Here is a 26,785-nt window from a genome sequence, read left to right as displayed (position 1 = left end):
GGCGGCGGTGGCGGCGGCTTCGGCGGTCGTCCCGGCGGCGGTGGCCGTCCCGGCTTCGGCGGTCGTCCGGGCGGCGGCGGTCGTCCCGGCTTCGGCGGCCGCCCCGGCGGTCCCGGTGGCCGCGGCGGCACCCAGGGCGCCTTCGGCCGTCCCGGCGGCCCGGCGCGTCGTGGCCGCAAGTCGAAGCGGCAGCGCCGTCAGGAGTACGAGCAGATGCAGGCGCCGTCCGTGGGCGGCGTGATGCTTCCGCGCGGCAAGGGCGAGACCGTCCGGCTGTCGCGTGGCGCCTCGCTCACGGACTTCGCGGAGAAGATCAACGCCAACCCGGCGTCGCTGGTCCAGGTGATGTTCAACCTGGGCGAGATGGTCACCGCGACCCAGTCCGTCTCCGACGAGACGCTGGCGCTCCTCGGCGAGGAGATGAACTACGTCGTCCAGATCGTCAGCCCCGAGGAGGAGGACCGCGAGCTTCTCGAGTCCTTCGACATCGAGTTCGGCGAGGACGAGGGCGGCGAGGAGGCCATGGTGGCCCGCCCGCCGGTGGTGACCGTCATGGGTCACGTCGACCACGGCAAGACCCGCCTGCTGGACGCGATCCGCAAGACCAACGTCATCGAGGGTGAGGCCGGTGGCATCACCCAGCACATCGGTGCCTACCAGGCACGGACCGAGGTCAACGACGAAGAGCGGAAGATCACCTTCATCGACACCCCGGGTCACGAGGCGTTCACCGCCATGCGTGCCCGTGGTGCGAAGTCGACCGACATCGCGATCCTCGTGGTGGCGGCGAACGACGGTGTGATGCCGCAGACGATCGAGGCGCTGAACCACGCCAAGGCGGCCGAGGTGCCGATCGTGGTCGCGGTCAACAAGATCGACGTCGAGGGCGCCGACCCGACCAAGGTGCGCGGCCAGCTCACCGAGTACGGCCTGATCGCCGAGGAGTACGGCGGCGACACGATGTTCGTCGACATCTCCGCCAAGCAGGGCGAGAACATCGACTCCCTGCTGGAGGCCGTGGTCCTCACCGCGGACGCGGCGCTGGACCTGCGGGCCAACCCCGAGCAGCAGGCCCAGGGCATCGCGATCGAGGCGCACCTCGACCGCGGCCGCGGTGCCGTGGCGACCGTGCTGGTCCAGCGCGGCACGCTGCGCGTCGGCGACACCATGGTCGTCGGCGACGCCCACGGCCGGGTGCGCGCGATGCTCGACGACAAGGGCGAGCACATCAAGGAGGCGGGTCCCGCGACCCCCGTCCTGGTGCTCGGCCTCACCAACGTCCCGGGCGCCGGCGACAACTTCCTGGTGGTCGAGGAGGACCGCACGGCCCGCCAGATCGCCGAGAAGCGCGCCGCCCGCGAGCGCAACGCCGCCTTCGCCAAGCGCACCCGCCGGGTCTCCCTGGAGGACCTGGACAAGGTGCTCAAGGCGGGTCAGGTGCAGAACCTCAACCTCATCATCAAGGGCGACGCCTCCGGTTCGGTCGAGGCGCTGGAGTCCTCGCTGCTCCAGCTCGACGTCGGCGAGGAGGTCGACCTGCGCATCCTGCACCGCGGCGTGGGTGCGGTCACCGAGACCGACATCGACCTGGCCACCGGCTCGGACGCCATCGTCATCGGCTTCAACGTGCGTGCCGAGGGCCGCGCCACGCAGCTCGCCGAGCGCGAGGGTGTGGACGTCCGCTACTACTCGGTGATCTACCAGGTCATCGAGGAGATCGAGGCGGCGCTCAAGGGCATGCTCAAGCCGGAGTACGAGGAGGTCGAGCTCGGCACCGCGGAGATCCGGGAGATCTTCCGCTCGTCCAAGCTGGGCAACATCGCGGGTGTCCTCATCCGCTCCGGCGAGGTCCGGCGGAACGCCAAGGCCCGGGTGGTCCGGGACGGCAAGGTCGTCGCGGAGAACCTCAACATCGACGGGCTGCGTCGCTTCAAGGACGACGTCACCGAGATCCGTGAGGGTTTCGAGGGTGGTATCAACCTCGGGAACTACAACGACATCAAGGTCGACGACGTCATCGCGACGTACGAGATGCGCGAGAAGCCGCGTGGCTGACGTGCCGGCACGGCGCGTCTGACGCGGACCGGCCCTCCGGGGCCGTGGACGGGACCGGGGCCGGTCGGCGGAGCGAGGAAACTCCGTCGATCGGCCCCGGCCTTTCCGCGTACGATCAAGGGCGTGTATGTGGGGACGCTCTCTTTCGACCTGCTGCTGGGCGACGTGCATTCGCTGAAGCAGAAGCGGTCCGTCGTCCGTCCGATCCTCGCCGAGCTGCAGCGCAAGCACGCGGTGAGTGTGGCGGAGGTCGGCGAGCAGGACCTCTACCGGCGGGCCAGGATCGGGCTGGCGGCGGTGTCGGGGGACATGAAGCACGTGACCGACGTGCTGGACCGGTGCGAGCGCATGGTCGCCGGCCGGCCCGAGGTGGAGCTGCTGTCCGTACGACGGCGCTACCACGGTGACGAAGACGAATAGCAAGGAGACGGACCAGTGGCCGACAATGCGCGGGCGAAGAGGCTTGCGGACCTCATCCGCGAGGTGGTCGCCCAGAAGCTGCAGCGCGGGGTCAAGGACCCCCGCCTCGGCTCGCACGTGACGATCACGGACACCCGGGTCACCGGCGACCTGCGGGAGGCGACCGTCTTCTACACGGTGTACGGGGACGAGGAGGAGCGGCAGCAGGCCGCCAAGGGGCTGGAGAGCGCCAAGGGCGTGCTCCGCTCCGCGGTGGGCGCGGCCGCCGGGGTGAAGTTCACCCCCACCCTGACCTTCGTCGCGGACGCCCTCCCGGAGAACGCCCGGACCATCGACGACCTGCTGGCCCGGGCCAAGGCCTCCGACGAGGAGGTGCGCCAGGCCTCCTCGGGGGCGCGCTATGCCGGCGAGCCCGACCCGTACCGCAAGCCGGCGGAGCGCGGCGAGCCCGGTGAGCACGCCGGACCCGGCGAGCAGGGCGAGCACGCCACCGACCGGGACGACAGGGGCACCGCCGAGTGACACGTGCCAAGACCACCGGGGCCGGCGGTCTCGTCGTCGTCGACAAGCCCGCGGGCTTCACCTCGCACGATGTCGTCGCCAAGATGCGCGGCATCGCCCGCACCCGTCGTGTCGGGCACGCGGGCACCCTCGACCCGATGGCCACCGGCGTGCTGGTGCTCGGGGTCGAGCGCGCCACCCGGCTGCTGGGGCATCTCGCGCTGACGGAGAAGGAGTACGTCGGCACCGTACGCCTCGGCCAGACGACGCTCACCGACGACGCCGAGGGCGAGGTCACCGCCTCCGCCGGGGCGCCCGGCGTCCGCCGGGAGGCCGTCGAGACGGCGGTGGCCGCGCTCACCGGGGACATCCAGCAGGTGCCGTCCAAGGTCAGCGCCGTCAAGATCGACGGGAAGCGCTCGTACAAGCGGGTCCGGGAGGGCGAGGACTTCGCCCTGCCGGCCCGGCCGGTGACGGTGTCCGCCTTCGCGGTCCACGACATGCGGCCCGAGAGGGCGGAGGACGGCACGGAGGTCGTCGACCTGCTGGTGTCGGTCGTCTGCTCCTCCGGCACCTACATCCGGGCACTCGCCCGGGACCTGGGGGACGCGTTGGGCGTCGGCGGCCATCTCACCGCCCTCCGGCGCACCCGGGTCGGGCCCTACCGGCTGGACGGCGCCCGCACCCTGGAACAGCTCCAGGCCGAGCGCGACGAGCAGGGCGAGATCGCCGTGCTGCCGCTCGGTGAGGCCGCGGCGGCGGCCTTCCCCCGCTGGGACGTCGACGACCGGCAGGCGAAGCTGCTGGCGAACGGCGCGCGGATCCGCACGCCGGAGCTGCCCCCGGGGCCGGTGGCGGTCTTCGGCCCCGAGGACCGCTTTCTGGCCCTGATCGAGCCGCACGAGGGCAAGGCGAGGAGCCTCGCGGTCTTCGCCTGACGTCTCCCTCGCTCGCCGCCGGGCCACCGGTGCGCGCTGCCGCACACATCGCCATGCGTGGTCCTGGGCCTCCGCCCTCGCGCCGCGCACGCCGTACGGCGCGGCCCGGCGGAGGGTGCGACAGGTCGGCCCGGGCGGGGTAGCCGTCGGCGGCTCCCGCGGTCGTTCGCGCCCGCGGCCGCCCCGCTGGGGTGCCGGGTGTGCCGCGGCCCGGTTCCCGCCCCGTCATGGGCGTGGCCGGGGCCCCACTCCCGCCGGGCGGGGCCGCGGAGCCGGCGTCCCCGGACGAGCGGGCATGGGCGTCGCGGGGCACTCTCCCCGCCGCCGCGGCGGGCCGGCAGGGTCCGGCGGAGTGGAGGGCCACGCCCCGGTCCCGGGCGGGGCCCGACGGCGGCCGTGAGCCCATCGTGGGGCGGGCCCGGCCCGCCCCACGATCCCCCTCCTCGGACATGTCTCTCTCTGTCCAGCCGGCACCCTTTCTTCACCCCATCAGGCAGGCGCGCGGGGTGACCGGAGGGCGCAGAAGGGGGCGCGTTCCCGCTGCGGGCTGTTGCCGCCGATCATGACCGTCCTACCGTCGAGGCAGCTCACGGACCGGTGGGAGGGACGGATGACAGCGGCAGACGCGGAGGAACCCCCGCTCGCACGGGTTCACGACCTGGCCGGCCGGCCGCGCGGCGTCGCGTTCGCCGCCGACGCGGACGGCACCCTGGTCACCACCCATGAGGCCGTCGACGGCCTGCGCCGGGTCGTCGTCGCCACGCCGGGAGGGTGCTCCCGGGTGGTCGAGGCCCCCGACATCACCGCCCTGCCGGGACGCGACCTCGCCCTGCTGCGCACCGGGGAACCCGGCCTGGCTCCGCTGCTCGTCGGGGCCGAGGGCGCGCACCCGGCGGGGACGCCCGTCCGCGTGTGGGCGGACGGCTGGCTGCACGGCCGTGTCGCCGGCGGCGGCGCCGCGACGTACACCTCCACCGAGCGCCGCCATCCCGTCGACGACGCGCTCGCCCTCACCCTGCCCGGCGCCGGGCGGTTCCGGCTCAGCGGGCGGCTCTCCGGCACACCCGTGCTGCACGCGGACACCGGCGCCGTGCTGGGCGTGATCGGCACTGCGCTGGACGCGCCGCCCGGTTCGGCGGACCCCGGCCCGCCGAGGACGCCCACACCCGGCCGCTTCGCCGGCCACGACGACTCCGGTCGCGCCGCCGGCCGCGGGGACTCCGGCACGGTGCTCGCCGTCCCGCTGCGCCCGGCCGTACCGCAGGACCCCGGCTGCCCCGTGGCCGCGCTGCTCCGGCGCAACGACGTGACCGTCCCCGGCTTCGGCCCCGACCTCAACCTGGCGGGGGTCCTGCGTCTGACCGCCCCCTTCGCCGCCGGGCCGCAGGGCCCGTACGTGCCCCGCCCGGACCTCGTCCAGGAGCTGTGCGCCTTCGATGCGGGCGACGCGCAGATCGCCGCCCTGGTCGGCCCACCCGGCACCGGGCGCTCCACCGAGCTCGCCGCGCACGCGGCCCGACGCGCCACGGGGCCCGCCCCGGCGCCCACCGTGCGCCTGCGCGGTGCCGATCTGCGGGAGGGCGACGGCGGCGTACGGGACGCGGTCGGCCGGGCCCTGGCCGGAGCGGCCGACCCCGACGTGATGGCCCGGCTGGCCCGCGCGGCGGGCCGTCCGCTGCTCGTCGTCCTCGACGGTCCCGAGGAGATGCCCACGGGCCTCGCCCGGGAACTGCGCCGCTGGACCGGGGGCACGGTGAGCTGGCTGCGCGCCGTCAGCGGCAGGCTGACGCTGGCCTGCCGCCCCGAGTTCTGGGAGCAGGCCGGGTCCTACGTTCCGCGTCACCTGCTCCACGCGCCCCGAGCCGTCCCGCACGGCCCCCGCTTGGCGGCCCAGGGACCGGCCGGGGCACTGCCGCCCTGCCTCCCGGCCGGACCGCTGCCGCCCGCGGCGGCCGCGCGGCTGCGAGAGACGCACGGCGTGCCCGAGGATGCTCTGGCGCCTGCCGACGCCGGTCATCCGCTCGCGGTACGCATGCTGGGTGAGGTACGGGCCGCGCTCGGCCGGGACGGCGACGGCACCCCGGCCGGCCTGCCTGCCGCACCGGCGGCAGCCGCGGGCCCCCTGGCCCGGGCGGACGTCTTCGCGGCCCACCTCGACCTGGTGAGTCTCCGTATCGCCGGGCGGCTGGCCCGCGAGCGTGAGCCGGCGCCGGGCCCTGCCGCCGTGCGGCGGCTCGCCGCCCGGGCCGCGGGACAGTTGCACGAGGCAGCCCGCCGCTGCCTCGGCACGGGTCACGGAACCCTGGACGGCGCCGCGTTCGACGAGCTGCTGCCGGAAGCCGGGGGCTGGGCCGCCGCCGTCCTCGCCGAGGGCGTGCTGGTCCCGGCGGGCCCGGGCCACCGCTTCGCCGACGAGGAGTTCGCGGACTGGTTGCAGGGCTGCCACCTGGGCCTGGACGCCGCACTCGATGCCCTGGTGCACCGGCCGGAGCCCGGCCTGCCCGGCGGGTCCGTACCCCGGCACCGGATCGGGCCGGTGGTCGAGGCGCTGCTGTGGTGCGCACGCCGGGAGGGCCACGGGGCCCTGGCACGCCGTCTGCACCCGCTGGTCGGCCCGGCCCTGGAGGCGTCACCGGGCGCCTCCGCCCGCCGCACGGACGACCGGCGCGGCCCCGGACGGCCACCGGAGCGGCAGCCGGTGGGCCCGGCACCGGCCGGCCCCGGGCCCGCAGACCCCCGGCAGGCAGACCCGCGACCCGCGGAGCCCGCCGCCGGCGCCGACGCCGGCTGGTGGGCGGCGCACCTGCTCGGCGAGACCCTTCTCCGGCTCCCGGCCCCCGGCCTGCAACGGGACCGCCCCTGCCACCGGGTGCTGGAGGACCTGGCCGACCGGATCGGTGAACGGGGGGACGCGGGCGACTTCGGTCCCTGGTTCTGGCGCCGTCTGCCCCTGGACACCGCCGACCGCTGCGCCCTGCTGCGACGGCTCCTCCCCGCCGACCGGCCGCCCGAGGACGTCCCCGGTCCTCCCGGCGCCCCCGGCACGCACGGGGCCCCTGGCACCCCCGGCACGGGCAGCCACCCGTCCTCCGCGCACGGCCGCCCGCCCACGGGCGGCCCCGGAGCCCTCGCGCACCACGGTCCGGCCGCGTGGCCCGGTCCCGCGGTCGCGCCGGCCGGCACGGCCGCACACCCGGGTCCCGGTGCCGCCGGCCGCCACGGCCACGCGGACGGCCAGGGGGCCGTGCCGGGCCCCGGCCCGGCCGGTCCGTGGCCCCGTGGCCGCGCCCGCCCGGCCGGCTCCACGGGCGGGCCCGACCCGGCGGACGGGCCGGCGCCCGGCTCCGGCGAAAGCCCCGCGGACGCCCCCGCCCCGGCCCGGTTCCTCGACGAGGCCGCGGCGTTCCTCACCGCCGAGCCGCGGACCGTACAGCCGTTGCTCTGCGCCTGGTTCGACGACGAGCGGCCGCTGGCCGGGAGCCCGGACACGGTCACCGTCGCCGGTGCCGCGCAGGCGCTGCTGCACACCCACCGCCGCCGGGACCCGGCCGGGCTCGCCGAGGCCCTCGCCGACGCGCTGCCGCACCCCCGTGCCCGGGAACTGCTCGCGGAGCTGGCCCGCGACGAGCCGGCCGCGCTCTGCCGGGCCGTCGACCGGTGGGCGCACGACCCCCGGCCGCGCCGGCACGCCGTCGCCCGCACCTTCGGCGTACGGGTCGCCCGGCACGTACGGACCGACGCGGAGCGCGCGCTGCTGCGGTGCGCCGCGCTCCGGCTGCTGGCCCTGGCCCCGGCGGGTGCGCCTGGCGACCCGGCCGCTCTCGCCCTGCTCGCCCGCGACCCGGCGACCCGCCACCGCCACCTCGACGCGGCCGTCGCCTGCTTCGTCGACACCGGTGACCCGGCGCTCGCCGGTGCCCTCGGCACGGCACTCGCCACCCGCCCCGGGAAGGTGCTGTCCGCGCTCCGCGCCCGTCTGGACACGCCGGGCGCCCGCCCGTCCGAGGCGTTGCGGATGCTCGCCGAGGCGCCCGGCGAGGAGACCGCGGCGGGCGTCGCGGCGCTGCTGTGCGCGGACACCGGCCGGCACCCGGAGCGTGCGGCGGCCGCCGGCGCCGCCGTGGCCGCGTTCGTCGGCCGCCGGCTCGGCCGCGCCCCGTCCGCCGCCGTCCTGCGGCCGCTGGTCACCGCGTTGCTGTGCGCCCCGGCGGGGCCGGTGCGCCTCCCGCTGGCCCGGGCGCTCGCCGCCGGAGTGGGCCCCCTGCGGGACCGGCTGCTGGCGGAACTGCGTGCCGCCGAGACCGACCCCGCGGTGCTCGCCGTGCTGCCGCCTGCCGGCACGTACGGCCCGCCGGGGACCCGCGCGGCCCCGCCGGCCGGGGGCGGGGTCCGCCGCACCGGCGGCGCCCCGGTGCCCGCACCCGTCTGAGCGACGGGTCACATGCGAGCACTGCACGTCGTCATGGCACCCTTGGACCCGGCACCGTCCATCGGTAACGGCGAGGAGCAGGCACTGTGCAGCGCTGGCGTGGCTTGGAGGACATCCCGGAGGGGTGGGGACGCAGCGTCGTCACCATCGGCTCGTACGACGGGGTGCACCGCGGGCACCAGCTCATCATCGGCAGGACGGTGGAGCGCGCCCGGGAGCTCGGCGTACCCGCCGTGGTGGTGACCTTCGACCCGCACCCGAGCGAGGTGGTGCGTCCCGGCAGCCACCCGCCGCTGCTGGCGCCGCACGACCGGCGCGCCGACCTGATGGCGGAGCTCGGTGTGGACGCCGTCCTGGTGCTGCCCTTCACCCGCGAGTTCTCCAAGCTCTCGCCCGCCGACTTCGTGGTGAAGGTGCTCGTCGACAAGTTGCACGCACGCTCGGTGGTGGAGGGCCCGAACTTCCGGTTCGGGCACCGTGCCGCCGGCACCGTCGAGTCGCTGGCCGAGCTCGGCGAGACGTACGACTACGACGTGCTCGTCGTCGACCTCTTCGAACGGGGTGAGGCGGGCGGCGGCCTGCCCTTCTCCTCGACCCTGGCCCGGCGGCTCGTCGGCGAGGGCGACGTGGCCGGTGCCGCCGAGGTGCTGGGCCGCCCGCACCGGGTCGAGGGCGTGGTCGTACGCGGTGCCCAGCGCGGCCGGGAGCTCGGCTTCCCGACCGCCAACGTGGAGACGGTGCCGCACACCGCCGTGCCCGCCGACGGCGTCTACGCCGGCTGGCTCACCGCGTCCGGCGAGGCGATGCCCGCGGCCGTCTCGGTGGGCATGAACCCCCAGTTCGACGGGGTCGACCGGACCGTCGAGGCGTACGCCATCGACCGCGTGGGCCTGGAGCTCTACGGCGAGCACGTCGCCGTGGACTTCCTGGCCTACATCCGGGGCCAGGAGAAGTTCGCCACCCTGGACGCCCTGCTCCGGCGGATGCGCGAGGACGTGGAGCGTTGCCGTGAGCTCGTCGCCGCGGCGGCCCCGGAGCACACCCCCCGCTGAACCCCGCGCCGCTCCGGTCGCGTCGCCCGCGCCGGACCGTGCGGTGCCCGGCCGGCCGGCCGGCCGCCCGCGCCCGTCCGCGCGAACCTCTCCCCGTGCGCCCGGAGTTCACGCCCCGCGCGCTTTCGGATACGCTGCGGCTTCCGCACGTGTCAGGCATCCGGGGGGAGGCGGGATGACCGGGGGACCGACACCGATACCGGCACCGACATCCGCACGGCACGGCCGGGTGCCGCCCCGTGCCGCCGTGCGCCCCCGCGGGCCCGGGCGGCCCCACCCGGCGGGGGGCCGGGGCTGAGGCGACGCGCCGAAGACGCGCACCCACCCGACACGACACACGGTGAAGCACCGTCCGTCGACGACGGCGAGCGAACGCTGCGGGGGACACTGTGGCCGGATATCCGGAGCTGGCAGGCACATCCGAACGCGACCAGGCGGTACGCGAGTTCGTGCGCGACCTGCTCGTGCGCACCCCCGGCACACGCGCCGCGCTGCCGACGGTGCTGCTCCTCGGGCCGCGGGGCAGCGGCAAGTCCACGCTGCTGGCCCACTTACGCCAGTGGGCGCGGCGCACCCCCACCGCCCACCTCGACCTGGCCGAACTCGGCCGGCTCGGCGCCAAGCCGATCGACGTGCTCGCCCGGCTGGTCTTCGACCTGAACGAGAAGAAACCCGACTACCCGCGTCTGACCTTCCCGACGTTCGGACTGCTGCTCATCGCCGTCTCCAGCCGCGTCGACCTCAGCAGCCGGGAGCTCGCCGTCCAGCAGATGCAGGCCGCACTCGCGGACAGCCGCCCCCGTGAGTCCCGCGGCGACCAGCTCCGCAGCGTGCTGGAGGGCCTCGCCGAGACGGCGGCCGCCGCCCTCGGCGCCCCCAACTGGGCCGTGGCCCCCGCCCTGCGTCTGCTGCCCGGCTGGGAGGGTGACTGGGCCCCGCTGCGCACCCGCAGACGCCTCGCCCGGCTCCGCCGCGAGGGCGAGCCCGGTCCCGCCGACGACTTCTTCGTCACCCTCAACCGCCTCTACAACGACCGCGAACGCGCCGAACGCCGGCGCGCGGAAGAGGTGCTCTTCGACGCCTTCCTCACCGACCTCGAACAGGCATACGGCACCCGGCGCGGCGACCACCACCGCACCACCCAGTGCCTCGTCCTGCTCGACAACACCGAGAGCCCGCTCGGCAACGACTTCCTCGAGGCGCTGCTGCGCGCCCGCGAGAAGTCCGGGCTGCGCGACCCGCTGCTCGTGCTGGCGACCGCCGCCGGGCGTCCCGAGGCCCTCGTACGCCGGGAGCCGGGCGGCGTGCCGCACCCCGGCACGTATCTCCGGTGCTGGGAGAAGGCCCGGCAGTTCCGGCCGGTGCCCGTCGACGACGTGCTGCACGCCGGGCAGCTCCGCGACCTCTACGCCCGCGAGGTGAACCGCATCGCCGACGCCGTGCTGCGCCGGACCCCGCCCGACGGCGCCATGCCGGTGGCGGAGGACGGCGTGGAATGGCTCGGCTGGGTCGTCCACCAGCTCACCCACGGCCAGCCCGCCGCGACCGCCATGGTCTTCGACGCCCTGCACGACCGGCCCCCGGACGAGCCCTGGGACGTACGCCTGCGCAGCCTGTTCGCCCCGGATCTCGTCGCCGCCATGCTCGACCGGCTGCTCCCCTTCGGCACCAGCACCGACCTGCGGGCGATGCTGCGCCGCGCGGCCGCCGCGGTCAACCTCGGCCAGGCCGGAGCGGCCCGCTGGCTCTGGCAGGACGCCGGCCACGCCCTCGGCGGCGACTTCGCCCGCTTCTCCGGGGACCCGCTGCGCACCATGCACGTCACCACCGGCGACGAGGCGGCGGACGGCGTGCACGAGACGCTGCACCCGCTGCTCCGCTTCCTGCTGCTGCGGGAACTGGCGACCGAACCGGACGGGCCCGGGGACGGCGACGCCTGGGGCGCGGCGCACACCGCACTCAGCGTCCGCGCCGCCTCCCGTATCCAGGAGGGCCACCCCGAGGAGGAGTGGATCATCGCCTATCACGACCTCGCCTCCGGGCACCTGGAGGCCGCCGCCTCCTACCTCGACTCCCGCTTCGGCCGCATCCCCGCCGGACACTGGTGCGCCGAACTCTGCCGCCTGCGCCGGGCACCGGTGCGCACCCCCGGCGGTGGGCTCCCGGGGTCGCCGCGCCCGGTCTTCGACGAGCTGGTCGCCTTCCTCGCCGACCCGGAGCGGCCGCGCAGCCGCCGGATGAAGGCCGTCACCCGGTTGCTCGCCGCGAGCTGGATCAGCCCCGAGCCGCGGGACGACCCGGCCACCGACCACGTCGGGGACCCGTACCGCAACCCGCTCGGCGACCCGTACGCCGAGCTCTACCCGGACATCCGGGAGGAGCTCCTGGCCCTGCGCGGCATGGTCGACGACGGCGCCGACCGGCACGTGTTCCTGCGTAAATCGGAGCAGTACATGAGGAGGCCCTGGTGGTGAACGGACCGAGCGGAGTGCCCGACCTGGTGCCCCCGCGGCCGCCGCGACGCTGGCGGCTGCGGATCGCCGTCTCCCTGGTGACCGTCGCCGCCCTCGTCTGGGGGTCGCTGGAGTTCTACGACTACGCCTTCGTGCGCTGCGCCGACGGCGTCCGGGAACGGGGGCCGCGGGAGGAGTGCGTCGGCGTCTCCGACGGCTCGTACCCCTTCGACGACAAGCGTCTGGGCTCCCTGATGGACCGCATCCGCCGGGAGAACGAACGGGTCGGGAAGAGCGGCGATCCCTGGGTCGCGCTCGCCTACTTCGAGCCCATGACGCTGGGCACCGGAGACAAGGGCTGGAAGAGCATCGAGGAGGAGCTCCAGGGCGCCCACCTGGCGCAACTGGAACTGAACGACCCGGCGTTCGGGCACGGCGACGCCCCGCAGATCAAGCTGCTGCCCGCCAACCCCGGGCACGGATCCCGGCAGTGGCGGCCGCTCGTGGAGCAGATCGCCGGCATGACCGACGGTGACCATCCCGTGGTCGCGGTGGCGGGTTTCGGGCAGAGCCTGGGCACCACCCGCGCCGCGGTGGAGTGGCTGCGGGCCCGCGACATCCCGATGGTCGGCTCCACGGTCACCGCCGACGAGCTCAGCGACCCGCGGGAGCGGGGCTTCTTCCGCGCCGTCCCGCCCAACGCCGACGAGACCTCGGCCGTGGTGAAACACCTGCGCGCACGGCAGCGCAAGGAGAAGGACTTCACGGTCCAGGTCGTCAAGGACCGCAACCAGGAGGACATCTACAGCGCCTCGCTGCTCGACGGCTTCACCCGGGCCGCACGACGGGCCGGACTGCGCCTGGACTCCGCCGACTTCGAGTTCATGTCCCGGATGGGCGGGGTGAGCAACGCGCTGGCCACCCTCGCCGACCGGATGTGCCGGCAGGCGGAGCTCCCGGACGCCGTCTACTTCGCCGGCCGCGGACGCGACCTGCGGGGCTTCATCGAATCCGCGGCGGCGGGCTGGCGGCGCTGCCCCGTCGACATCTACACCGGGGACGACGCCGTCGGCATGTTCTTCGACTTCCCCTGGGAGAACGAGCCGGAGGAGCTCCGGCGCTTCCGGGAGAACTGGCGCGCCAGCGAGATCACCGTCCGCTACACCGCGCTCGCCCACCCCGAGGCGGCCCCGGAGATGTACCCGGGGGAGAAGAACAACGCGTACGAGAACTTCCGCCAGCACTACGCCCGCGTCTTCGGCGGCGCCGGACGCCTGCTGAACGGGCAGGCCATGCTGGGACACGACGCGGTGCTCGTGGCCGGCACCGCGATCCGCAGGGCGGCCCGGCCCGCCGGCAAGGGCCTGGTCACCGCGGAGACCGTGCAGCAGATGCTCGGGCAGGTCAGCGAGACGGACGCGGTCCGAGGCGCTGCCGGGCCCGTCGACTTCGACGAGGCCGGGAACCCCGAGGGCAAGCCGCTGCCCCTGGTGGAGCTGCGCCCCGACGACCAGGACGGCTACCGCTACCTGCGGGTGCTGAAGCCCTGACGCCGGGGCCGGCACCCGCGGGCGCCGGCCCCGTTCGCCCGTCGGTCAGTACGGGGGCTGCGGGGGCTGCTGCGGGTGCCAGCCGCCGCCCTGCTGCGGATGGCCCTGCGGAGGCTGCTGCGGGTACGGGCCCTGGGGCGGCTGCTGCCCGTAGGGCTGCTGCGGGGCGCCGGGCCGGCCCGGGGCGGGCGGCTGCCCGTAACCCGGCTGCCCGTAACCTCCGTGTCCCGGCATGGGCGGCGCCACCTGCGGCGGCGGGGTGGTGCCGTCCCCCGTCCACAGTCCCTGCTCCTGCTGGGCGCGGGCGAAGTCCTCGGCCACCAGCGCGGAGAGATGGAAGTACGCCTCCCGGGTGCGCGGCCGCATCATGTCCAGGTCCAGCTCGGCGCCCGCCGACAGGTGCTCGTCGAAGGGGATCGTCACCACGCCGCGGCAGCGGGTCTCGAAGTGGGACACGATGTCCTCGACCTTGATCATCTTGCCGGTCTCGCGGACCCCCGAGATGACCGTCAGGCTGCGCTGCACCAGATCGCCGTAGCCGTGCGCGGAGAGCCAGTCCAGCGTGGTGCTGGCGCTGCTCGCCCCGTCGACGGACGGTGTGGAGATGATGATGAGCTGGTCGGCCAGGTCCAGCACCCCGCGCATCGCCGAGTACAGCAGGCCCGTGCCGGAGTCGGTCAGGATGATCGGGTACTGCTTGCCCAGGACGTCGATGACCCGCCGGTAGTCGTCGTCGTTGAAGGTCGTCGACACCGCCGGGTCCACGTCGTTCGCCAGGATCTCCAGACCCGCCGGCGACTGCGAGGTGAACCGGCGGATGTCCATGTAGCTGTTGAGGTACGGGATCGCCGTCACGAGGTCACGGATGGTCGCGCCGGTCTCCCGGCGCACCCGGCGGCCCAGGGTGCCGGCGTCCGGGTTGGCGTCGATCGCGATGACCTTGTCCTGGCGCTCCAGCGCCAGGGTGGAGCCGAGCGCCGTCGTGGTCGTCGTCTTCCCCACGCCGCCCTTGAGGCTGATCACCGCGATGCGGTAGCAGGACAGCACCGGTGTCCGGATCAGCTCCAGCTTGCGCAGCCGCTCCTGCTCCTCCTTGCGGCCGCCCAGCTTGAAACGCGACCCGCCGCGGGCCGGGTTCTGCGAACGCGACTTCCGCTTGCCGCTGACCAGCCGCTCGGAGGAGAGCTCCACCGCGGCGGTGTAGCCGAGCGGCGAACCGCCGTGCGCCTGACGGCGCGGGTCCGGCGCGGGCTGACCGGGCGGGCCCTGCTGGGGCGCCTCCTGCGGGGGCGGGGCCGGGGACGGCTGCGGCTGCGCGCCCGGCTGCCCCTGGGGAGCCGCGGGCTGACCGGGAGGGGCCGCCCGGCCCGGCTGCGCGGGCGGCTGGGCACCGGGGTGCCCGGGCTGCTGGGGGTAGCCGTAGCCGCCCGGGGAGGGTTGCGGCGGCTGCGCACCGGGCTGCCCCGGCTGCGGGTAGCCGTAGCCGCCCTGCTGAGGATCCGGGGGCGTACCGGGTGGCTGGGCGCCGGGCCGGCCGGGCTGCGGGTAGCCGTAGGCGCCGGGGTGCGGCGCGGGTGGCTGGGCGCCGGGCCGGCCGGGTTGTTGTGGTGGTGCGGGTGGCTGGGGGTAGCCGTAGGCGCCGGGCTGTGGCGCGGGTGGCTGGGCGCCGGACTGCCCCGGCTGGGGGAAGCCGTAGCCCCCTTGCTGCGGCGGGACCTGCGGCGCGGCGGGCGGCTGGGGTGCTCCCGGCTGGGGGCCGGGCGGACCGTCCGGAGGGGCCGGAGGCACCGCGCCGCCGGGCACGGGCGGCCAGGGGGTGCCGGCGGGAGGAGTACCGGGGTGCCCACCCGGGCCCGGCTGCTCCGCGGGCTGGAACTGCGGCGGCAGCGGCGGCAGTCCACCCGGCGGTGTGCCGTTCCCGCCGGGCAGCCACGGCTCGGCCTGCGGGGGGACCCCGGGATCGCCCAACTGGCTGGACTCCGGCTCCACGTCGTCCGTGCCGTCCTCGTCCGGGGAGCCCGGGCCGGGGACCGCGTCCCGCGGGCCGGTGCCGGCCCCCTCGCCGTCCGTGCCGCCCGGGGCGTCCGTGCCGGTCGCCTCGTCCGGGGCGTTCATGTCCTCCGGTGACGCGGCACCGGTACCGTCGCCCTCCGGCGCGGCCGTCCCGTCCGGGGAGCCCGGTCCCCCGGGTTCCCCCGCGCGCTGCTGTGCGCCGGAGTCCGCGGGGGCGTGGTCGCCCCCGTCGCCGTCGGCGGCGGCGCGCCGGGCGTCCCGCTCCCCGGCGGCCTGCTTGTACGCGGCGATCTCCTGGCGCAGCGCGGCCGCGGAGAAGCGCATGGTCGCGCCGCTGTCCTCGTCAGCGCTCCCGAGGCCACCCGTCGCCGCGTCGCCGGACCGGCCTGCGCCGCCGCCCGCCGGCTCCTGCGAACCGTCCGGGCCGGGGCCGTGCCCGTCGCCCGCTGCGGGGCCGGCGTCCTGCGGCGGCGCGGCCGACTCCGGCTCCGCACCCGGGGGTTGCGGCACCCCGGCGGCGTCCGTCCCGGTCTCCGGCGCCGTACGTGCCGGCGGAACGGCCGGCCCGGCCGGTCCCGCGGCCGGGACACCACCGGGCGCCGGAGCACCCTCCGGGACCGCCGCCTGACCCGGCGACTGCGGTGCCGTGAACCCGCCGCCCGCAGGCGGCGCGGGCGGCGCCGGCGGCGCGCCCGCGTTCTGCGCATACCAGGCAGGCGCGGAGTAGTCGATGGTGAACTGGCCCGTCGACTCGGTGTCGAGCTCGGGCTCCTCCTCCGCATCGAGCCGATCGGTGCCGGGGTCGGTGCCGCCGACGCGGATCTCGTCCCGATCGCTGCTCACAATGCCTCCTGCTGCTGTGGTCATACACCCCGGTTTGCCGCTACGCGCGCCGGTTCAGCCTAGTCATCGCACCGGGGCACGTCGCAGCGCGGCCCGCACCCGCACCCGGGGGCGAGCCCGTCCCTGCTCCGACTCAACCAGCGAAAAGTCTCGATCCCGTCTCGGCAAGCCGTGCCGTCCCCGGCATCGCCGGAGGAACGCACCGGCAAGGTCCGTACCGCGCCCGCGCGGCGTACCGTGCCGCCCCGCGCGCGCCCCTCCCCGGCATCGTAAGGTCACCGCCCCGGCCGCAGCCATGGCCGAGGGAACCGCGACGCGGTCAGCCGCCCCCGCCTCCGGGCCGACGGACCGTCATCCGTCCCCCGCTCCCCGTGGCCCACGGCCGTATCCGGGCGGCTCCGGAGCGCGCCTCGGCCGGGTCCCTCAGTCGAGCCGGCGCGCGGTGCCGAGCAGTCCGGCCTCCGCGTCGGTCGGCTGCGTCAGCGCATAGTGCCGGTCGGTACGGGTGCACCACAGGGTGACGCCGTCGCCCAGCGTGGACAGCGCCTCCACGTCCGTGTCGGGAAGCTGCATCAGACGCCCCACCTGCCGGGCCTCGTCGGGCGAGACCCGCTGCACACCCACCAGCGCCGCCGCCCGCACCAGCCGAGGCGCCACCGGGCTCAGATAGGGCAGCAGCGTGAGCACCGACTGCCACGGCGCCGAGGCGACCCGGCCCCGGGGCGGACGCATCCCGCAGTCCCGGATCACCAGCACCGGACTGCCCACCGTGGCGCCCATCGGCGGCACCCGGCCCACGTCGTGCAGCGTGATGCACTCCAGACCACCGCCCGCCGCCTGTACGAGATTCGTCCAGACCTGCGGCCGGCCGGTCTCCACGGCGACCCGGGCGCCTGTCCCGGCCGTACGCAGGGCCAGCACCTGTGCCGTCCACAGACCGCCGATCAGCACCACGTCGTACGGCACCGGGTGATGGAAACCCAGCACCTGCGCACGGCCCTCAGCGTCGTTGCCCACCACCACGCCGTCGTCGCCGACGGGCAGCGAGAGGGCGCCCAGGTGGTCCGCGGGCAGCGCGTGCTGTGCCCGCTGCGGCCCGCGCAGGCCCTGCCGGAACCGGCTCCCCGCCATCAGCGCGTACCTCCCAGCGGCAGCGTGGCCAGCGCGCCCGGAAGCTGTTCGCGGTCCAGCCGCACCAGCCCCACCTTGGCACCGCGGGCGACGCGCTCCAGATGGCGCCGGGCCCCGGTCAGTTCGGTGTCCGTGCGGCCGGTCACCCGGACGAAGCCGCTCACCGACGCCGTGCTCCGCCGCGTCCCGCGCGCCACGGTCACGCTGAACGTCGTGGTCAGTGCGGGCACCGCGGTCAGCAGCGACACCAGCCGCGGCAGCGGGGTCGCCGCCCGGCCCAGCTCCGGCCAGCGGCCCACGCCGTACGTCGTGTGCCAGCGGTCGTCGCACCGCCAGGTGCGCGCCGTCTCCGCGGTACGCCGCGCCGGCGACGTACCGGGCTGCCCGGCCCGCGCGGTCGCCATCGGGTTCACACAGGCAGACGTCGCGACCGCCGAGACCAGCTCCTCCTCACTCAGCACCGTCGCACGGAAACCCGCACCGGTGATCCGGCTCGCCAACTGGTCCGCCGTACGCAGCACACAGCGCTGGGCGCCCTCCAGGCCGCCCCCGCGTGCCTGCACCGCCTCGCGGCACAGTTCGGGATCGAGCTTCAGCGCCACCCACGTCAGCCGCAGCGCCGGCGACCCCGTCTGCTCCTGGAGCGGGGCGTAACTGCGGCGCGCCACTGCCTGTTCCGGCAGATGCGGCGCCGGGGCGGGCTGCACATGCTGCACGAGCTGCACCGACTCCAGCCGTATCCCGTCCACCTCCAGCGCGTCGTGCAGCAGCGCCAGCGGGAAGGCCCGCGCCCCGAACGCCGGGCGCAGCGCGGTGTCCCCGGCCTCCACCCGTATCACGGCGGTCAGGAAGGAACCGTCGCCGACCATGCCCACGGTGCGCCGCTCCCGGTCGAGGAAGGCGTACGTGCGCAGTCCCGGGGCGCACTCCGCGGCGGGCGCCAGGCCGGGGCCCACCCGCTCGGCCGGCGGTGCCGTCGCGGCACGCCTGCGGGCCCGCAGGGCCAGCACGGTGGCCAGCCAGTCCCGGACGGACCGCTGGTGCCGGCGCAGCAGCGCGAAGAGCACCAGCACCGCGGCCAGCACGCCGGCCGGCACCAGCATCAGCTCGTCGACCGCGGCGGCGACCACCAGCGCCGCCAGCGCCAGTTCGATGAGGACGAGTTGCTGAAGCTGCACCGGGCCGACGCCGCTCGTGCGCGGCTGCGCCCGCAGCACCGTGGAGGCGGGGACACGGGGAGCCGGAGCCGCACCCGGATCGCGGCCGTCCGCGCGCCGCCCGGCGGACCGGGACCCGGAGCCCCGGGTGGGTGTCGCCGTTCCCATCGCCGCAAAGCCCCCTCATGTCCGTGTTCGCCCCGGACCTGCCGGGGGCGCCAGCCGGGCGATCACCCTACCGGAGCAGCGGCAGGGGATCGTCAACGGGCATAGTAGGGGGCCGGTCCGACAAACGGCATCAGCGGCAGTGTCCCGGGGGACGCTGGAGCCGGCCAGTGGGGAGAAGCAGCGAGACATGGCATCACGGCGGGACGAGCTCAACGCCTACACCTTCGCGAAGAAGCGGCTGGTTGCGGCATTCCTCCAGCCCACGCCCAGCGGCACCGAGGAGGGCGCGCCGCGCCCGCTCCGTGCCGTGCTCCCCGGAGTGATCATCGGCGTCGTCATCATGGCGGGTTTCGGCGCCTGGGGGATGTTCAAGCCCAAGGCGCCCGAGGGCTGGGACGCACCGGGGGAGAAGGTCATCATCGGCAGCGAGTCCACCACGCGCTACGTGGTCCTCAAGACCGACGGCAAGAAGCAGCTCCATCCGGTGCTCAACCTCGCCTCCGCCAAACTCCTCCTCGACCCCGACCGGTTCGAGATCGTCGAGGTCGACGAGAAGGTGCTGGACGACGGCGACATACCGCACGGCGCCACCCTCGGCATCCCCTACGCCCCGGACCGGTTGCCGGACGACGGGGAGGCCACCACGCCCAAGCGCTGGGCGGTGTGCACCCGCCCCGGCGCCGGCGGCACCGTCGAGAAGGCCGCCTTCGTCCTCTCCGACCGCGACAAGGGCCGGGTGGACGGGAAGAACCGGCTGCGCGGCGGCGAGGTGATGTACGTCGAAGGCCCGGACAGTCAGCGCTACATCGTGGACCGCGCAGGGAAGGCCTTCCCCGTCGCCGACGACCCGAAGCTGCTGCGGACCGTCGTCGGGCAGACCAAGCCCCAGCGCGTCGGCGCCGACTGGCTCAAGACCGTACGCACCGGCGACACCGTCGGCTTCCCCGAGATGCCGCCGAACCTCGGTGCGGACGCCGGTGTCGGCGGCGGGCTGCCCCCCGCGGCCGCCCGGGTGGGCACCGTGCTGCGCGCCACCTCCGGCGGGAGCGCGCAGCACTACGTGGTCCTCGAGGGAGAGGTGCGACCGGTCAGCGACTTCATGGCCCAGCTCCTGCTGAACGCCCCCGAGGCCACCGAGCTCGGCCAGCACGGCAAGGCCACCGAGGTCAGCGCCGGCGCCTTCGAGGCGTCCGGCGAGGAGTACCGCGCGTCCCGGGACTGGCCCGAGGAGATCGCCCGGACCGTCAACGGCGACGGCGACCGCGAAACGCTCTGCAACGTGCTGCGCGATGTGGACGAGGAGGGCGACCTCACCCTGAGCACCTGGGCCGCCGACGCCTACCCCGCCACGCTGCCGAACGGCGCCACCAGCGCGTACGTCTCCCCCGGCTCGGGTCTGCTCTTCCGGCAGGTGAAGGGAGACGACCTCAGCTCCGGCGGCGTGTTCCTGGTGACCGACACCGGCCTGCGCTACGCGGTCCAGGCGAACACCGACAGCGGGGAGGACGCCTCCGGGATCGGCTCGGACGGCGAGAAGGACGAGCAGTCGGCGACCTCCGACGGCAACCGCGCGGCGATCCGGCTCGGCTACCAGGACGCCCAGCCGGTGCCCGTGCCCGCGTCCTGGTCGCAGTTCCTGCCGACGGGACCGCGGCTGAGCACCAGCGCCGCGAAGCAGCCGCAGGGATCCTGACGCACGGGGGAGGACCACCATGAAGCGCACCCGCATCCCGCAGGGCACGGCACAGCGCGCCCGCCGCACGCGGACCGGGCCGTCGCTGGCCGCAGCGGTCGCCCTCACCGCCGCCGCGGCCTTCGTCCCGTCCCTGGCCTGGGCGCCGCCCGCGGCCGCGAGTGGCGCCTGCACCTTCCCCGCCGAGCCGTACGAAGGCCGCCCCTGGTTCCTGAAGCGGGTGCCGCTGGAGCAGCTCTGGGAGGGCACCAAGGGCAAGGGCGTGAGCGTCGCCGTCATCGACACCGGTGTGGACGACGACCATCCGCAGCTCAAGGACGCCGTGGACGGCAAGCGGGGCAAGAACCTGCTGCCGAAGAAGCGGAAGAAGGACAAGTACGGCAACGTCCCCGACCGCGGCAAGGAGAACGGCACCACCGACACCGTCGGGCACGGCACCAAGGTCGCCGGCCTCATCGCGGCCCGCCCCGCCGAGGGCACCGGGTTCGTCGGACTCGCCCCCGAGGCCACCATCATCCCCGTCCAGCAGAACGACGCCCAGGGCAGCGGCACCGCGGAGACCCTGGCGGCCTCCATCGACCACGCCGTCGACGAGGGTGCCGATGTGATCAACATCTCGCAGGACACGCAGAGTGCCGAGGAGCCCGGCCCGGCGCTCAGGACGGCGGTGCAGAACGCCCTGGACGCCGGAGTGGTCGTGGTCGCCTCCGCAGGCAACGACGGAGCCGGGGGCAACGTCAAGAAGACCTACCCTGCCTCCTACGAGGGCGTCATCGCCGTCGCCTCCTCCGACCGGAACAACGAGCGGGCGCCCTTCTCGCAGTCCGGCGACTTCGTCGACATCGCGGCGCCCGGCGTCGACATGGTCACCACGGTTCCCGGCGGCGGTCACTGCGCCGACAACGGCACCAGCTTCTCCGCCCCGTTCGTCAGCGGTGTCGCCGCCCTGCTCGTCGCCGAGCACCCGGACTGGGAACCGCACCAGATCGCCGCCCAGCTCGAACAGACCGCCGAGCGTTCCATCCCCGGCCACGACCGGCACGTCGGCTGGGGCGTGATCGACCCGGTGCGCGCGCTCACCGAGGACGACAAGGCGATCGACGAACCCGTCGCCGGCGAGGGCGTGGAGCAGGCCGAGCCGCCCGCCCCCGCCGAGCTCCACCTCGGCGAGACCACCCAGGAGCGCAACGAGCGGCTCGGCACCTACGTCCTGATCGGCTCCGGCGTGCTCGTGGGGGTCATCTCCGGCGGCTCGCTGGTCTACCGTGACTGGCGGCGCCGTACCGGCGCGACGGCACGCACCCGGTGAGCGCCGTAGGGGAAGCGAGAAGAGACCGTGACAGGATTCTCACAACCGGACCGCGGAAAACGGGCATACACCTCAGGCGGAGGGGATGCGCGGTGCCCTGCAACGGCCCCGTCGCAAGGATGATGGACTCCTGTTGCACACGGCGGGTTGACAGGTACCACGCAGATTCGGGGCCGGGCCGGCCGGGGGATGCAGCAAGTGCCGCAGGCAGATTCGTAGTTGGACCGCCGGTTTGCGGTGGATAGAGTGTCCGCAGAGGCTGGCAGTCGTGCGGACCGCGAAGCGATACGGGGGAGGGGAGCCTGATGGCCAGGGCGCCTATGGGCGGCGGAGGCCCGGCGAAGAACATCAAGGTCGACGAGACGCTTCTGGGTTTCAAGAAGCGCGTCGACGGCATTCTGCAGAATCTCGAGAGCTCGGCCGCGTCCAAGACGCACATGGCCGACCAGACGGTCTCGCGTGCCGCCTTCGGCGGCGCCTTCAACGAGGCGGACGACCTCTACGGTCAGTACAACCAGGTGCACCAGCTCCTCACGGACCTCTCCCGCACCCTGAACGACCAGATCGAGGCCACGGGCATCGCCGCCCTCGCCGCCGACAACGACTTCGAAGGCATCGACCAGGACGTGCTGCACCGCTTCTGGCAGATCCAGACCGGCGCTCAGAACCGCTACCAGGAACAGCAGTGGGAGCAGCAGCAGCGTCGGCAGGAGGAGACCGAGCGGCTCGGCGGGAAGCCCGGCGGACCTGGCAACGACGGGGAGACCGAGGGCTTCTGATGACGGACAGACGGATCGACGGAGGGGAGGCAGGCGCATGAGCGACGGTGACGAGCAGGCAACACCGGGTGACGCGGCTGCCGCGGCGCAGGTCGTCATCACCGACGTCCGGCGCATGATGAGCCCGGTGTTCGGGAACGGCTTCGGCGACAACAGGCGTTCCGGGTTCAACAAGAGCAACTTCGAGAGCCGCGAGCTGAACGACCTGGTCGACATGGTCGAGGGGGCGAAGCCGGACGAGCTGGAAGCGGTCGGCGACGCGCTGGAGAAGGCCGCCGAGGAGATCGAGAAGGTCGGCGCCGACTTCGGCAAGTACGTCAAGGGCGTGGACTGGGAAGGCGAGGCCGGCGAGTCCTTCCGCACGTGGGGCGACGACCTCGCCAAGAACACCGCGAAGCTCGCGGACTTCACCTCCACGGTCAGCACCCAGATGAAGGCCGCCGCACTCGGTCTCTCCATGGTCAAGGGCTCCATGCCGCCCCGCGACGACGGCGGCCCCGGCGCCGAGGTCTCGAAGATCCCCGCACCGGCGCGGGTGGAGAGCAACAAGGAGTACACCGAGGCGAAGGCCGCCGACGCGGCGGCCAAGGAGAAGCTGCGCCAAGAGGCCATCGGCCAGATGAACAAGCTCAGCTCGTACTACCAGGTGTCGCACGACACGATGTACGGGCAGGAGGCACCGGTCTTCAAGCCGATGCCGAACGTGGGGATGCCGCCTCCGCCCAGTGTGGCACCACGTGACCCTGGAGTAACCACCGCGGGGGACGCGGTAAGTAGCTCCGGTGTCACCTCGGTTTCTCGGAGTGGCGCGCTTCCTGGCACTGTGTCAGAGAGTGTCGGGAGTGAGAGGGGCGACCTTCCCGATCAGGTGCCTCCTACACCTGAAACCCAGGTCCGCACGGAGATCGACAGCGTCACGGCACCGCAGAAGCCGACCGGCCCTCCGCTGAACACACCGCCGCCGACGAACACGCAGCCAGGACCGCAGCCCTCGCCGATCGTGGGGCCCGCCCCGCAGCCGCCCCCTCCGCGGCCGAACTTGAACCGCCAGTCAGGGCCGCCTTCGCAGAAGGTGGGCCGGTCGCCGGTGAGCAACGGAGGGAAGAACCTTCCCACCAGCAGGGGCCCGCAGACGCCGACGGGGCGTGGTCCGATCACCGGACAGGGCAACGGCCAGCCCTTGGGGCGTCCGACCAGCACGGGACCGGGGCCCATGGGCCGGCCACCCTCTTCCACGATGCCGCCTCGCTCGATGGGCCGTAACGCGCCCATTGTCGGTGGTACCCAGCGGACCTCGGGACCGAGCAACACGCCCCGCATCCCGCGCGGGATGGTCGTCGGGGGCGAGCAGGGAGCGATGGGACGTCCGCCCGGTTCCGGCTTGGTCGGCGGGCGGGGACTCGCCGCCTCCGGCGGCGCAGGTTCCGGCTCCGGACGCGGCGCGCGTCCGTTCACGCCGGGCGGTACGGGGCTCGCGCGCGGCGGCATGGGCACGGCGCCTCGTGGGCAGAGGTCCTTTCCCCGCGAGCGTGAGCGTGACGACTCCCGCAGACCCGACTACCTGGTCGAGGACGAGTCGACATGGACGAGGGGTCGGGGCGACAGCGCCCCGCCGGTCATCGAGTAGTCGGGACGAGAGAGCGCAATGGCTGTACGGAAGAGTCGAGCAGGGAAGAGGACGCGGCCGGGGTCGATGCGGCGGTCCCTTCTCTGCCTTCTCGCGCTGACGGGCGCATGGTCCTTGAGTGTCGCCGCCGCGATGCCCGCTGCGGTTGCTGCGGACGTGCGCTCGCAGCAGTGGTACTTGGAGGCCATGCAGGCCGAAAAGATGTGGCAGGTAAGTACTGGGGAAGGCATTAAAGTCGCCGTCATCGACACCGGAGTTGACCCTTCGACTCCGTCTCTTCAGGGACAGGTGCTCCCGGGGAAGGATGTTTCGGACAAGGCTGGCGACGAGAACGATGACTACGACAGCCATGGCACGACAGTGGCTGAGCTGATCGTCGGTACGGGCAAGGGCGGGGGTGTCCAAGGACTGGCACCCGGGGCCAAAGTCATTCCGTTTCGTACAAGCCTGACCCGCGAGAAGAAACTTACGGAGCAGAGTGACCTCTACAAGGCCATTCGTGCTGCTGCGGACAGTGACGCGAAAGTGATCAACATGTCACTTGGCGGCGATATCACTGGTGCTCACGCTAAGGAGGCCGTGGAGTACGCAGCAAGCAAAGGCAAGCTGATGTTCGCTGCTACAGGTAATGACGGTGACGGGAAGAATCCGATTGAGTATCCTGCGGCCTACCCCGAGGTCGTTGGCGTGGGTGCCCTCACTAAGTCTGCAAGCGCTGCAAACTTCTCAGGCCATGGTTGGCATGTATCCCTGTCGGCTCCGGGAGTGAGCATGCCTGCTTGGTGCGACAAGAGTCTCACTGAGTACTGTCCCGACAAGTACGGCACGAGCCTCGCCACCGCCCTCGCCTCCGCCTCCGCCGCCCTCATCTGGTCGGAGCACCCCGACTGGACCGCCAACCAGGTCCTCCGGGTGATGCTGGAGACCGCGGCCAAGCCCAAGGACGGCAAGGTGCCCAGCACCAAGGTCGGCTACGGCGGGGTGCGGCCACGGCTGAACCTGCTGGAGGGGAAGGGCGACCCGGGCGACCCGGACAAGAGCCCGCTCCCGATGGTGGGTGCCGGGGAGGAGCAGGGCAAGCCGTCGGCGTCCCCGGGTGGCGGCGACGGAGACGCGGCGGACGACGGCGCGGCGGGGAAGGACGACGCCGCCGCGGACACGGGGGCGGAGGACAAGGAGAACGTCGCCGACTCCTCCTCCGCGGAGGGCGACGGCAACACGCTCTGGATCGTCATCGGGGCAGGCGTCGCGGTGGCAGCCGCGGCCGGCGGGGCGGTGGCGGTGGCCCGCTCGCGCTCCCGCTGACCCGGCAACAGCACCGAAGGCCTGGTCGGCCTGGACGGGGGTGTGGAACCAGACTGGGAAAGCCATACGTCCCCAGCGGGCGGAACAGCAGTCATCTCGGTTGACCGACAACAGTCCGACACGGAGAAGGAGGGTCCAGGCATGGCGGGAAGCCAGAAGCTGAGGGACTCGGATATCGTCAAGTTCGAGAACGACATGAACACCGTCGGCGAGCAGCTGGAGGCCAACCTCCGCCACCTCTCGCAGACGATCGCCACCGCGGCCGCCGGCTGGAGCGGCGCCGGTGCCATGGCGTTCCGGAACGCCCAGCAGCAGATCAACGACGACCACCAGGCGCTGCGCCGGCTGCTGGCGGGCATCCACGAGGCCGTCATCATGACGAAGCAGCTCGGCCGGGGGAACGACGACGCGATCGTCGACAGCTTCCGCAGCATCGACATCAACGGTGCGGAGGCCGGTGGTCACCTTCAGGCCGGCAGCAACCTCAGCGGCATCAACGCGGGTCTGGACGGTCAGGTGCAGTCGCACATGCCGCAGTCCAGCAGGCTCAGCGGGCTCTGAGCAGAGGCCTGATCCGACCGGGCAGGTGCCGCGGCGGCCGGAAACGGTCGTGCCGGCGCACCCGGTCGACGTAGACACGTCACACGACCACCGAGGCGAACGGGAGACATCATGGGAAACCCTGCCGGCGACGAGCTCAGGGTCCATTACGGCACCGTCGGTCAGCTGGCCGACGACATCAACAAGGGTCAGCGCACGGTCCAGGCCCAGCTCGACGCGCTGTGGGACGCGGTGAAGCGGGTCGACGACGCCTGGGAGGGCGAGGCGCGGCAGATGTTCAACGCCGCCAAGGCGCAGTGGGACGCCCGCGCCAACAGCATCCGCACCACGCTGCAGACGATCGAGACCAAGGTCCGCCAGGGCAGCGACGACTACCAGGCGACGGACCGCAAGGCGGCCTCCTACTTCGAGAACTTCTAGGAGGGCGCGGGCGGCCCGCACCCCGACGCGCCCACGGCTCCCGAGCCGTGGGCGCGTCGTCGTCCGTGCGGATCCCTGCCGTCGCGGGCCCGGTAGGCCCTACTCCAGGTCGAACTCGCCGTCCCGCGCGCCGAGCACGAAGGCGTGCCACTCGGCGGCGGTGTAGCGCAGCACCGTGTCGGGGTCCTTGGAGTTCCGCATGGCCACGGCTCCGCCCGGCAGCCGGGCGATCTCGACCTTTTCGTCCTCCGGGCCTCCCGGCGCGCTCTCCCAGACCGCGTCGGAGATGTCCATCGCGTACAGCTCGTCCTTCTCCTGCTGCGTTCCCACTCCCGGACTTCCTTTCCTGGTGATCGAGAGCTTCCGGATCAGGCCGCGCCC

19 protein-coding genes are annotated in these 26,785 nt (G+C 74.1%); 15 read left to right on the top strand and 4 right to left on the bottom strand.

All coding sequences use genetic code 11. The features are described 5' to 3' along the window. The 8 genes from infB to HOY81_RS17925 form a co-directional block, all read left to right on the top strand. Positions 1 to 2,055 (top strand): translation initiation factor IF-2 (infB, locus tag HOY81_RS17960; RefSeq protein ID WP_237321458.1); only part of this gene is annotated, 2,055 nt, incomplete at its 5' end. Between the two features lie 123 nt (positions 2,056 to 2,178). Continuing rightward, positions 2,179 to 2,475, top strand: coding sequence for a DUF503 domain-containing protein (locus HOY81_RS17955; protein ID WP_237321457.1), 297 nt, complete (start codon positions 2,179 to 2,181; stop codon positions 2,473 to 2,475). 15 nt (positions 2,476 to 2,490) lie between these two features. After that, entirely contained in the window at positions 2,491 to 2,997 is a 507-nt protein-coding gene (rbfA, locus tag HOY81_RS17950; RefSeq protein ID WP_237321456.1) for a 30S ribosome-binding factor RbfA, read from the top strand. Then, positions 2,994 to 3,914 carry a tRNA pseudouridine(55) synthase TruB gene (gene truB / locus HOY81_RS17945; protein ID WP_237321455.1) on the top strand — a complete coding sequence of 307 codons (921 nt, stop codon included), beginning with the start codon at positions 2,994 to 2,996 and terminating at the stop codon, positions 3,912 to 3,914. The genes rbfA and truB overlap by 4 nt, the downstream gene beginning before the upstream one ends. A 610-nt stretch (positions 3,915 to 4,524) precedes the next feature. Continuing rightward, on the top strand, positions 4,525 to 8,343 hold the full coding sequence (locus tag HOY81_RS17940; RefSeq protein ID WP_237321454.1) for a hypothetical protein: 3,819 nt from the start codon (positions 4,525 to 4,527) through the stop codon (positions 8,341 to 8,343). 86 nt (positions 8,344 to 8,429) lie between these two features. After that, positions 8,430 to 9,395 carry a bifunctional riboflavin kinase/FAD synthetase gene (locus HOY81_RS17935; RefSeq protein ID WP_237321453.1) on the top strand — a complete coding sequence of 322 codons (966 nt, stop codon included), beginning with the start codon at positions 8,430 to 8,432 and terminating at the stop codon, positions 9,393 to 9,395. 389 nt (positions 9,396 to 9,784) lie between these two features. Beyond that, positions 9,785 to 11,869, top strand: coding sequence for an ATP-binding protein (locus HOY81_RS17930; protein WP_237321452.1), 2,085 nt, complete (start codon positions 9,785 to 9,787; stop codon positions 11,867 to 11,869). Then, positions 11,866 to 13,398: an ABC transporter substrate-binding protein gene (locus HOY81_RS17925; protein WP_237321451.1), complete on the top strand. Its 1,533-nt coding sequence runs from the start codon at positions 11,866 to 11,868 to the stop codon at positions 13,396 to 13,398. The genes HOY81_RS17930 and HOY81_RS17925 overlap by 4 nt, the downstream gene beginning before the upstream one ends. A gap of 45 nt (positions 13,399 to 13,443) precedes the next feature. Here the strand turns inward: HOY81_RS17925 and HOY81_RS17920 are convergent, their stop codons facing one another. The 3 genes from HOY81_RS17920 to eccE all read right to left on the bottom strand — a co-directional run bounded on the left by HOY81_RS17920 (position 13,444) and on the right by eccE (position 18,710). Beyond that, positions 13,444 to 16,254 (bottom strand): SCO5717 family growth-regulating ATPase, encoded by a 2,811-nt coding sequence (locus tag HOY81_RS17920; RefSeq protein WP_237321450.1) that lies wholly within the window; start codon positions 16,252 to 16,254, stop codon positions 13,444 to 13,446. 423 nt (positions 16,255 to 16,677) lie between these two features. Continuing rightward, positions 16,678 to 17,385, bottom strand: a complete 708-nt coding sequence (locus HOY81_RS17915) for a hypothetical protein (protein ID WP_237321449.1) — start codon at positions 17,383 to 17,385, stop codon at positions 16,678 to 16,680. Beyond that, entirely contained in the window at positions 17,385 to 18,710 is a 1,326-nt protein-coding gene (gene eccE, locus HOY81_RS17910) for a type VII secretion protein EccE (RefSeq protein ID WP_237321448.1), read from the bottom strand. The genes HOY81_RS17915 and eccE overlap by 1 nt, the downstream gene beginning before the upstream one ends. A 187-nt stretch (positions 18,711 to 18,897) precedes the next feature. On the opposite strand from eccE, the gene eccB reads away from it, so the two are divergent. The 7 genes from eccB to HOY81_RS17875 all read left to right on the top strand — a co-directional run bounded on the left by eccB (position 18,898) and on the right by HOY81_RS17875 (position 26,404). Continuing rightward, the gene (gene eccB / locus HOY81_RS17905) at positions 18,898 to 20,403 is read left to right on the top strand and encodes a type VII secretion protein EccB (protein WP_237321447.1); all 1,506 of its coding nucleotides are present in this window, start codon (positions 18,898 to 18,900) and stop codon (positions 20,401 to 20,403) included. Positions 20,404 to 20,422: 19 nt separating this feature from the next. Further along, complete coding sequence (gene mycP, locus HOY81_RS17900) at positions 20,423 to 21,712, top strand: type VII secretion-associated serine protease mycosin (RefSeq protein WP_237321446.1); 1,290 nt, start codon at positions 20,423 to 20,425, stop codon at positions 21,710 to 21,712. Positions 21,713 to 22,017: 305 nt separating this feature from the next. Then, entirely contained in the window at positions 22,018 to 22,491 is a 474-nt protein-coding gene (locus HOY81_RS17895) for a hypothetical protein (RefSeq protein WP_237321445.1), read from the top strand. Positions 22,492 to 22,528: 37 nt separating this feature from the next. Beyond that, positions 22,529 to 24,118, top strand: coding sequence for a WXG100 family type VII secretion target (locus HOY81_RS17890; protein ID WP_237321444.1), 1,590 nt, complete (start codon positions 22,529 to 22,531; stop codon positions 24,116 to 24,118). 18 nt (positions 24,119 to 24,136) lie between these two features. Continuing rightward, positions 24,137 to 25,423, top strand: coding sequence for a S8 family serine peptidase (locus HOY81_RS17885; RefSeq protein ID WP_306423502.1), 1,287 nt, complete (start codon positions 24,137 to 24,139; stop codon positions 25,421 to 25,423). 141 nt (positions 25,424 to 25,564) lie between these two features. Continuing rightward, entirely contained in the window at positions 25,565 to 25,984 is a 420-nt protein-coding gene (locus tag HOY81_RS17880; protein WP_237321443.1) for a WXG100 family type VII secretion target, read from the top strand. A gap of 111 nt (positions 25,985 to 26,095) precedes the next feature. After that, positions 26,096 to 26,404 (top strand): WXG100 family type VII secretion target, encoded by a 309-nt coding sequence (locus HOY81_RS17875; RefSeq protein WP_237321442.1) that lies wholly within the window; start codon positions 26,096 to 26,098, stop codon positions 26,402 to 26,404. A 99-nt stretch (positions 26,405 to 26,503) separates the two neighbouring features. On the opposite strand, the gene HOY81_RS17870 is transcribed toward HOY81_RS17875, so the two are convergent. After that, positions 26,504 to 26,734: a DUF397 domain-containing protein gene (locus HOY81_RS17870; RefSeq protein WP_237321441.1), complete on the bottom strand. Its 231-nt coding sequence runs from the start codon at positions 26,732 to 26,734 to the stop codon at positions 26,504 to 26,506. Between the last annotated feature and the right edge of the window lie 51 nt (positions 26,735 to 26,785).

Source organism: Streptomyces sp. JJ36 (assembly GCF_021696945.1).
Lineage (GTDB): Bacteria > Actinomycetota > Actinomycetes > Streptomycetales > Streptomycetaceae > Streptomyces.
The sequence above is the reverse complement of the archived record's forward strand: the minus strand, read 5'-3'. Positions and strand labels throughout refer to the sequence as shown.

What these genes read in the sequence shown, in the direction of transcription:
- HOY81_RS17915 (WP_237321449.1), bottom strand. Translation starts at nt 17,385, where the DNA reads ATGGCGGGGAGCCGGTTCCGGCAGGGCCTGCGCGGGCCGCAGCGGGCA.
- HOY81_RS17895 (WP_237321445.1), top strand. Translation starts at nt 22,018, where the DNA reads ATGGCCAGGGCGCCTATGGGCGGCGGAGGCCCGGCGAAGAACATCAAG.
- HOY81_RS17885 (WP_306423502.1), top strand. Translation starts at nt 24,137, where the DNA reads ATGGCTGTACGGAAGAGTCGAGCAGGGAAGAGGACGCGGCCGGGGTCG.
- HOY81_RS17940 (WP_237321454.1), top strand. Translation starts at nt 4,525, where the DNA reads ATGACAGCGGCAGACGCGGAGGAACCCCCGCTCGCACGGGTTCACGAC.
- HOY81_RS17890 (WP_237321444.1), top strand. Translation starts at nt 22,529, where the DNA reads ATGAGCGACGGTGACGAGCAGGCAACACCGGGTGACGCGGCTGCCGCG.
- mycP (WP_237321446.1), top strand. Translation starts at nt 20,423, where the DNA reads ATGAAGCGCACCCGCATCCCGCAGGGCACGGCACAGCGCGCCCGCCGC.
- HOY81_RS17875 (WP_237321442.1), top strand. Translation starts at nt 26,096, where the DNA reads ATGGGAAACCCTGCCGGCGACGAGCTCAGGGTCCATTACGGCACCGTC.
- HOY81_RS17880 (WP_237321443.1), top strand. Translation starts at nt 25,565, where the DNA reads ATGGCGGGAAGCCAGAAGCTGAGGGACTCGGATATCGTCAAGTTCGAG.
- eccB (WP_237321447.1), top strand. Translation starts at nt 18,898, where the DNA reads ATGGCATCACGGCGGGACGAGCTCAACGCCTACACCTTCGCGAAGAAG.
- eccE (WP_237321448.1), bottom strand. Translation starts at nt 18,710, where the DNA reads ATGGGAACGGCGACACCCACCCGGGGCTCCGGGTCCCGGTCCGCCGGG.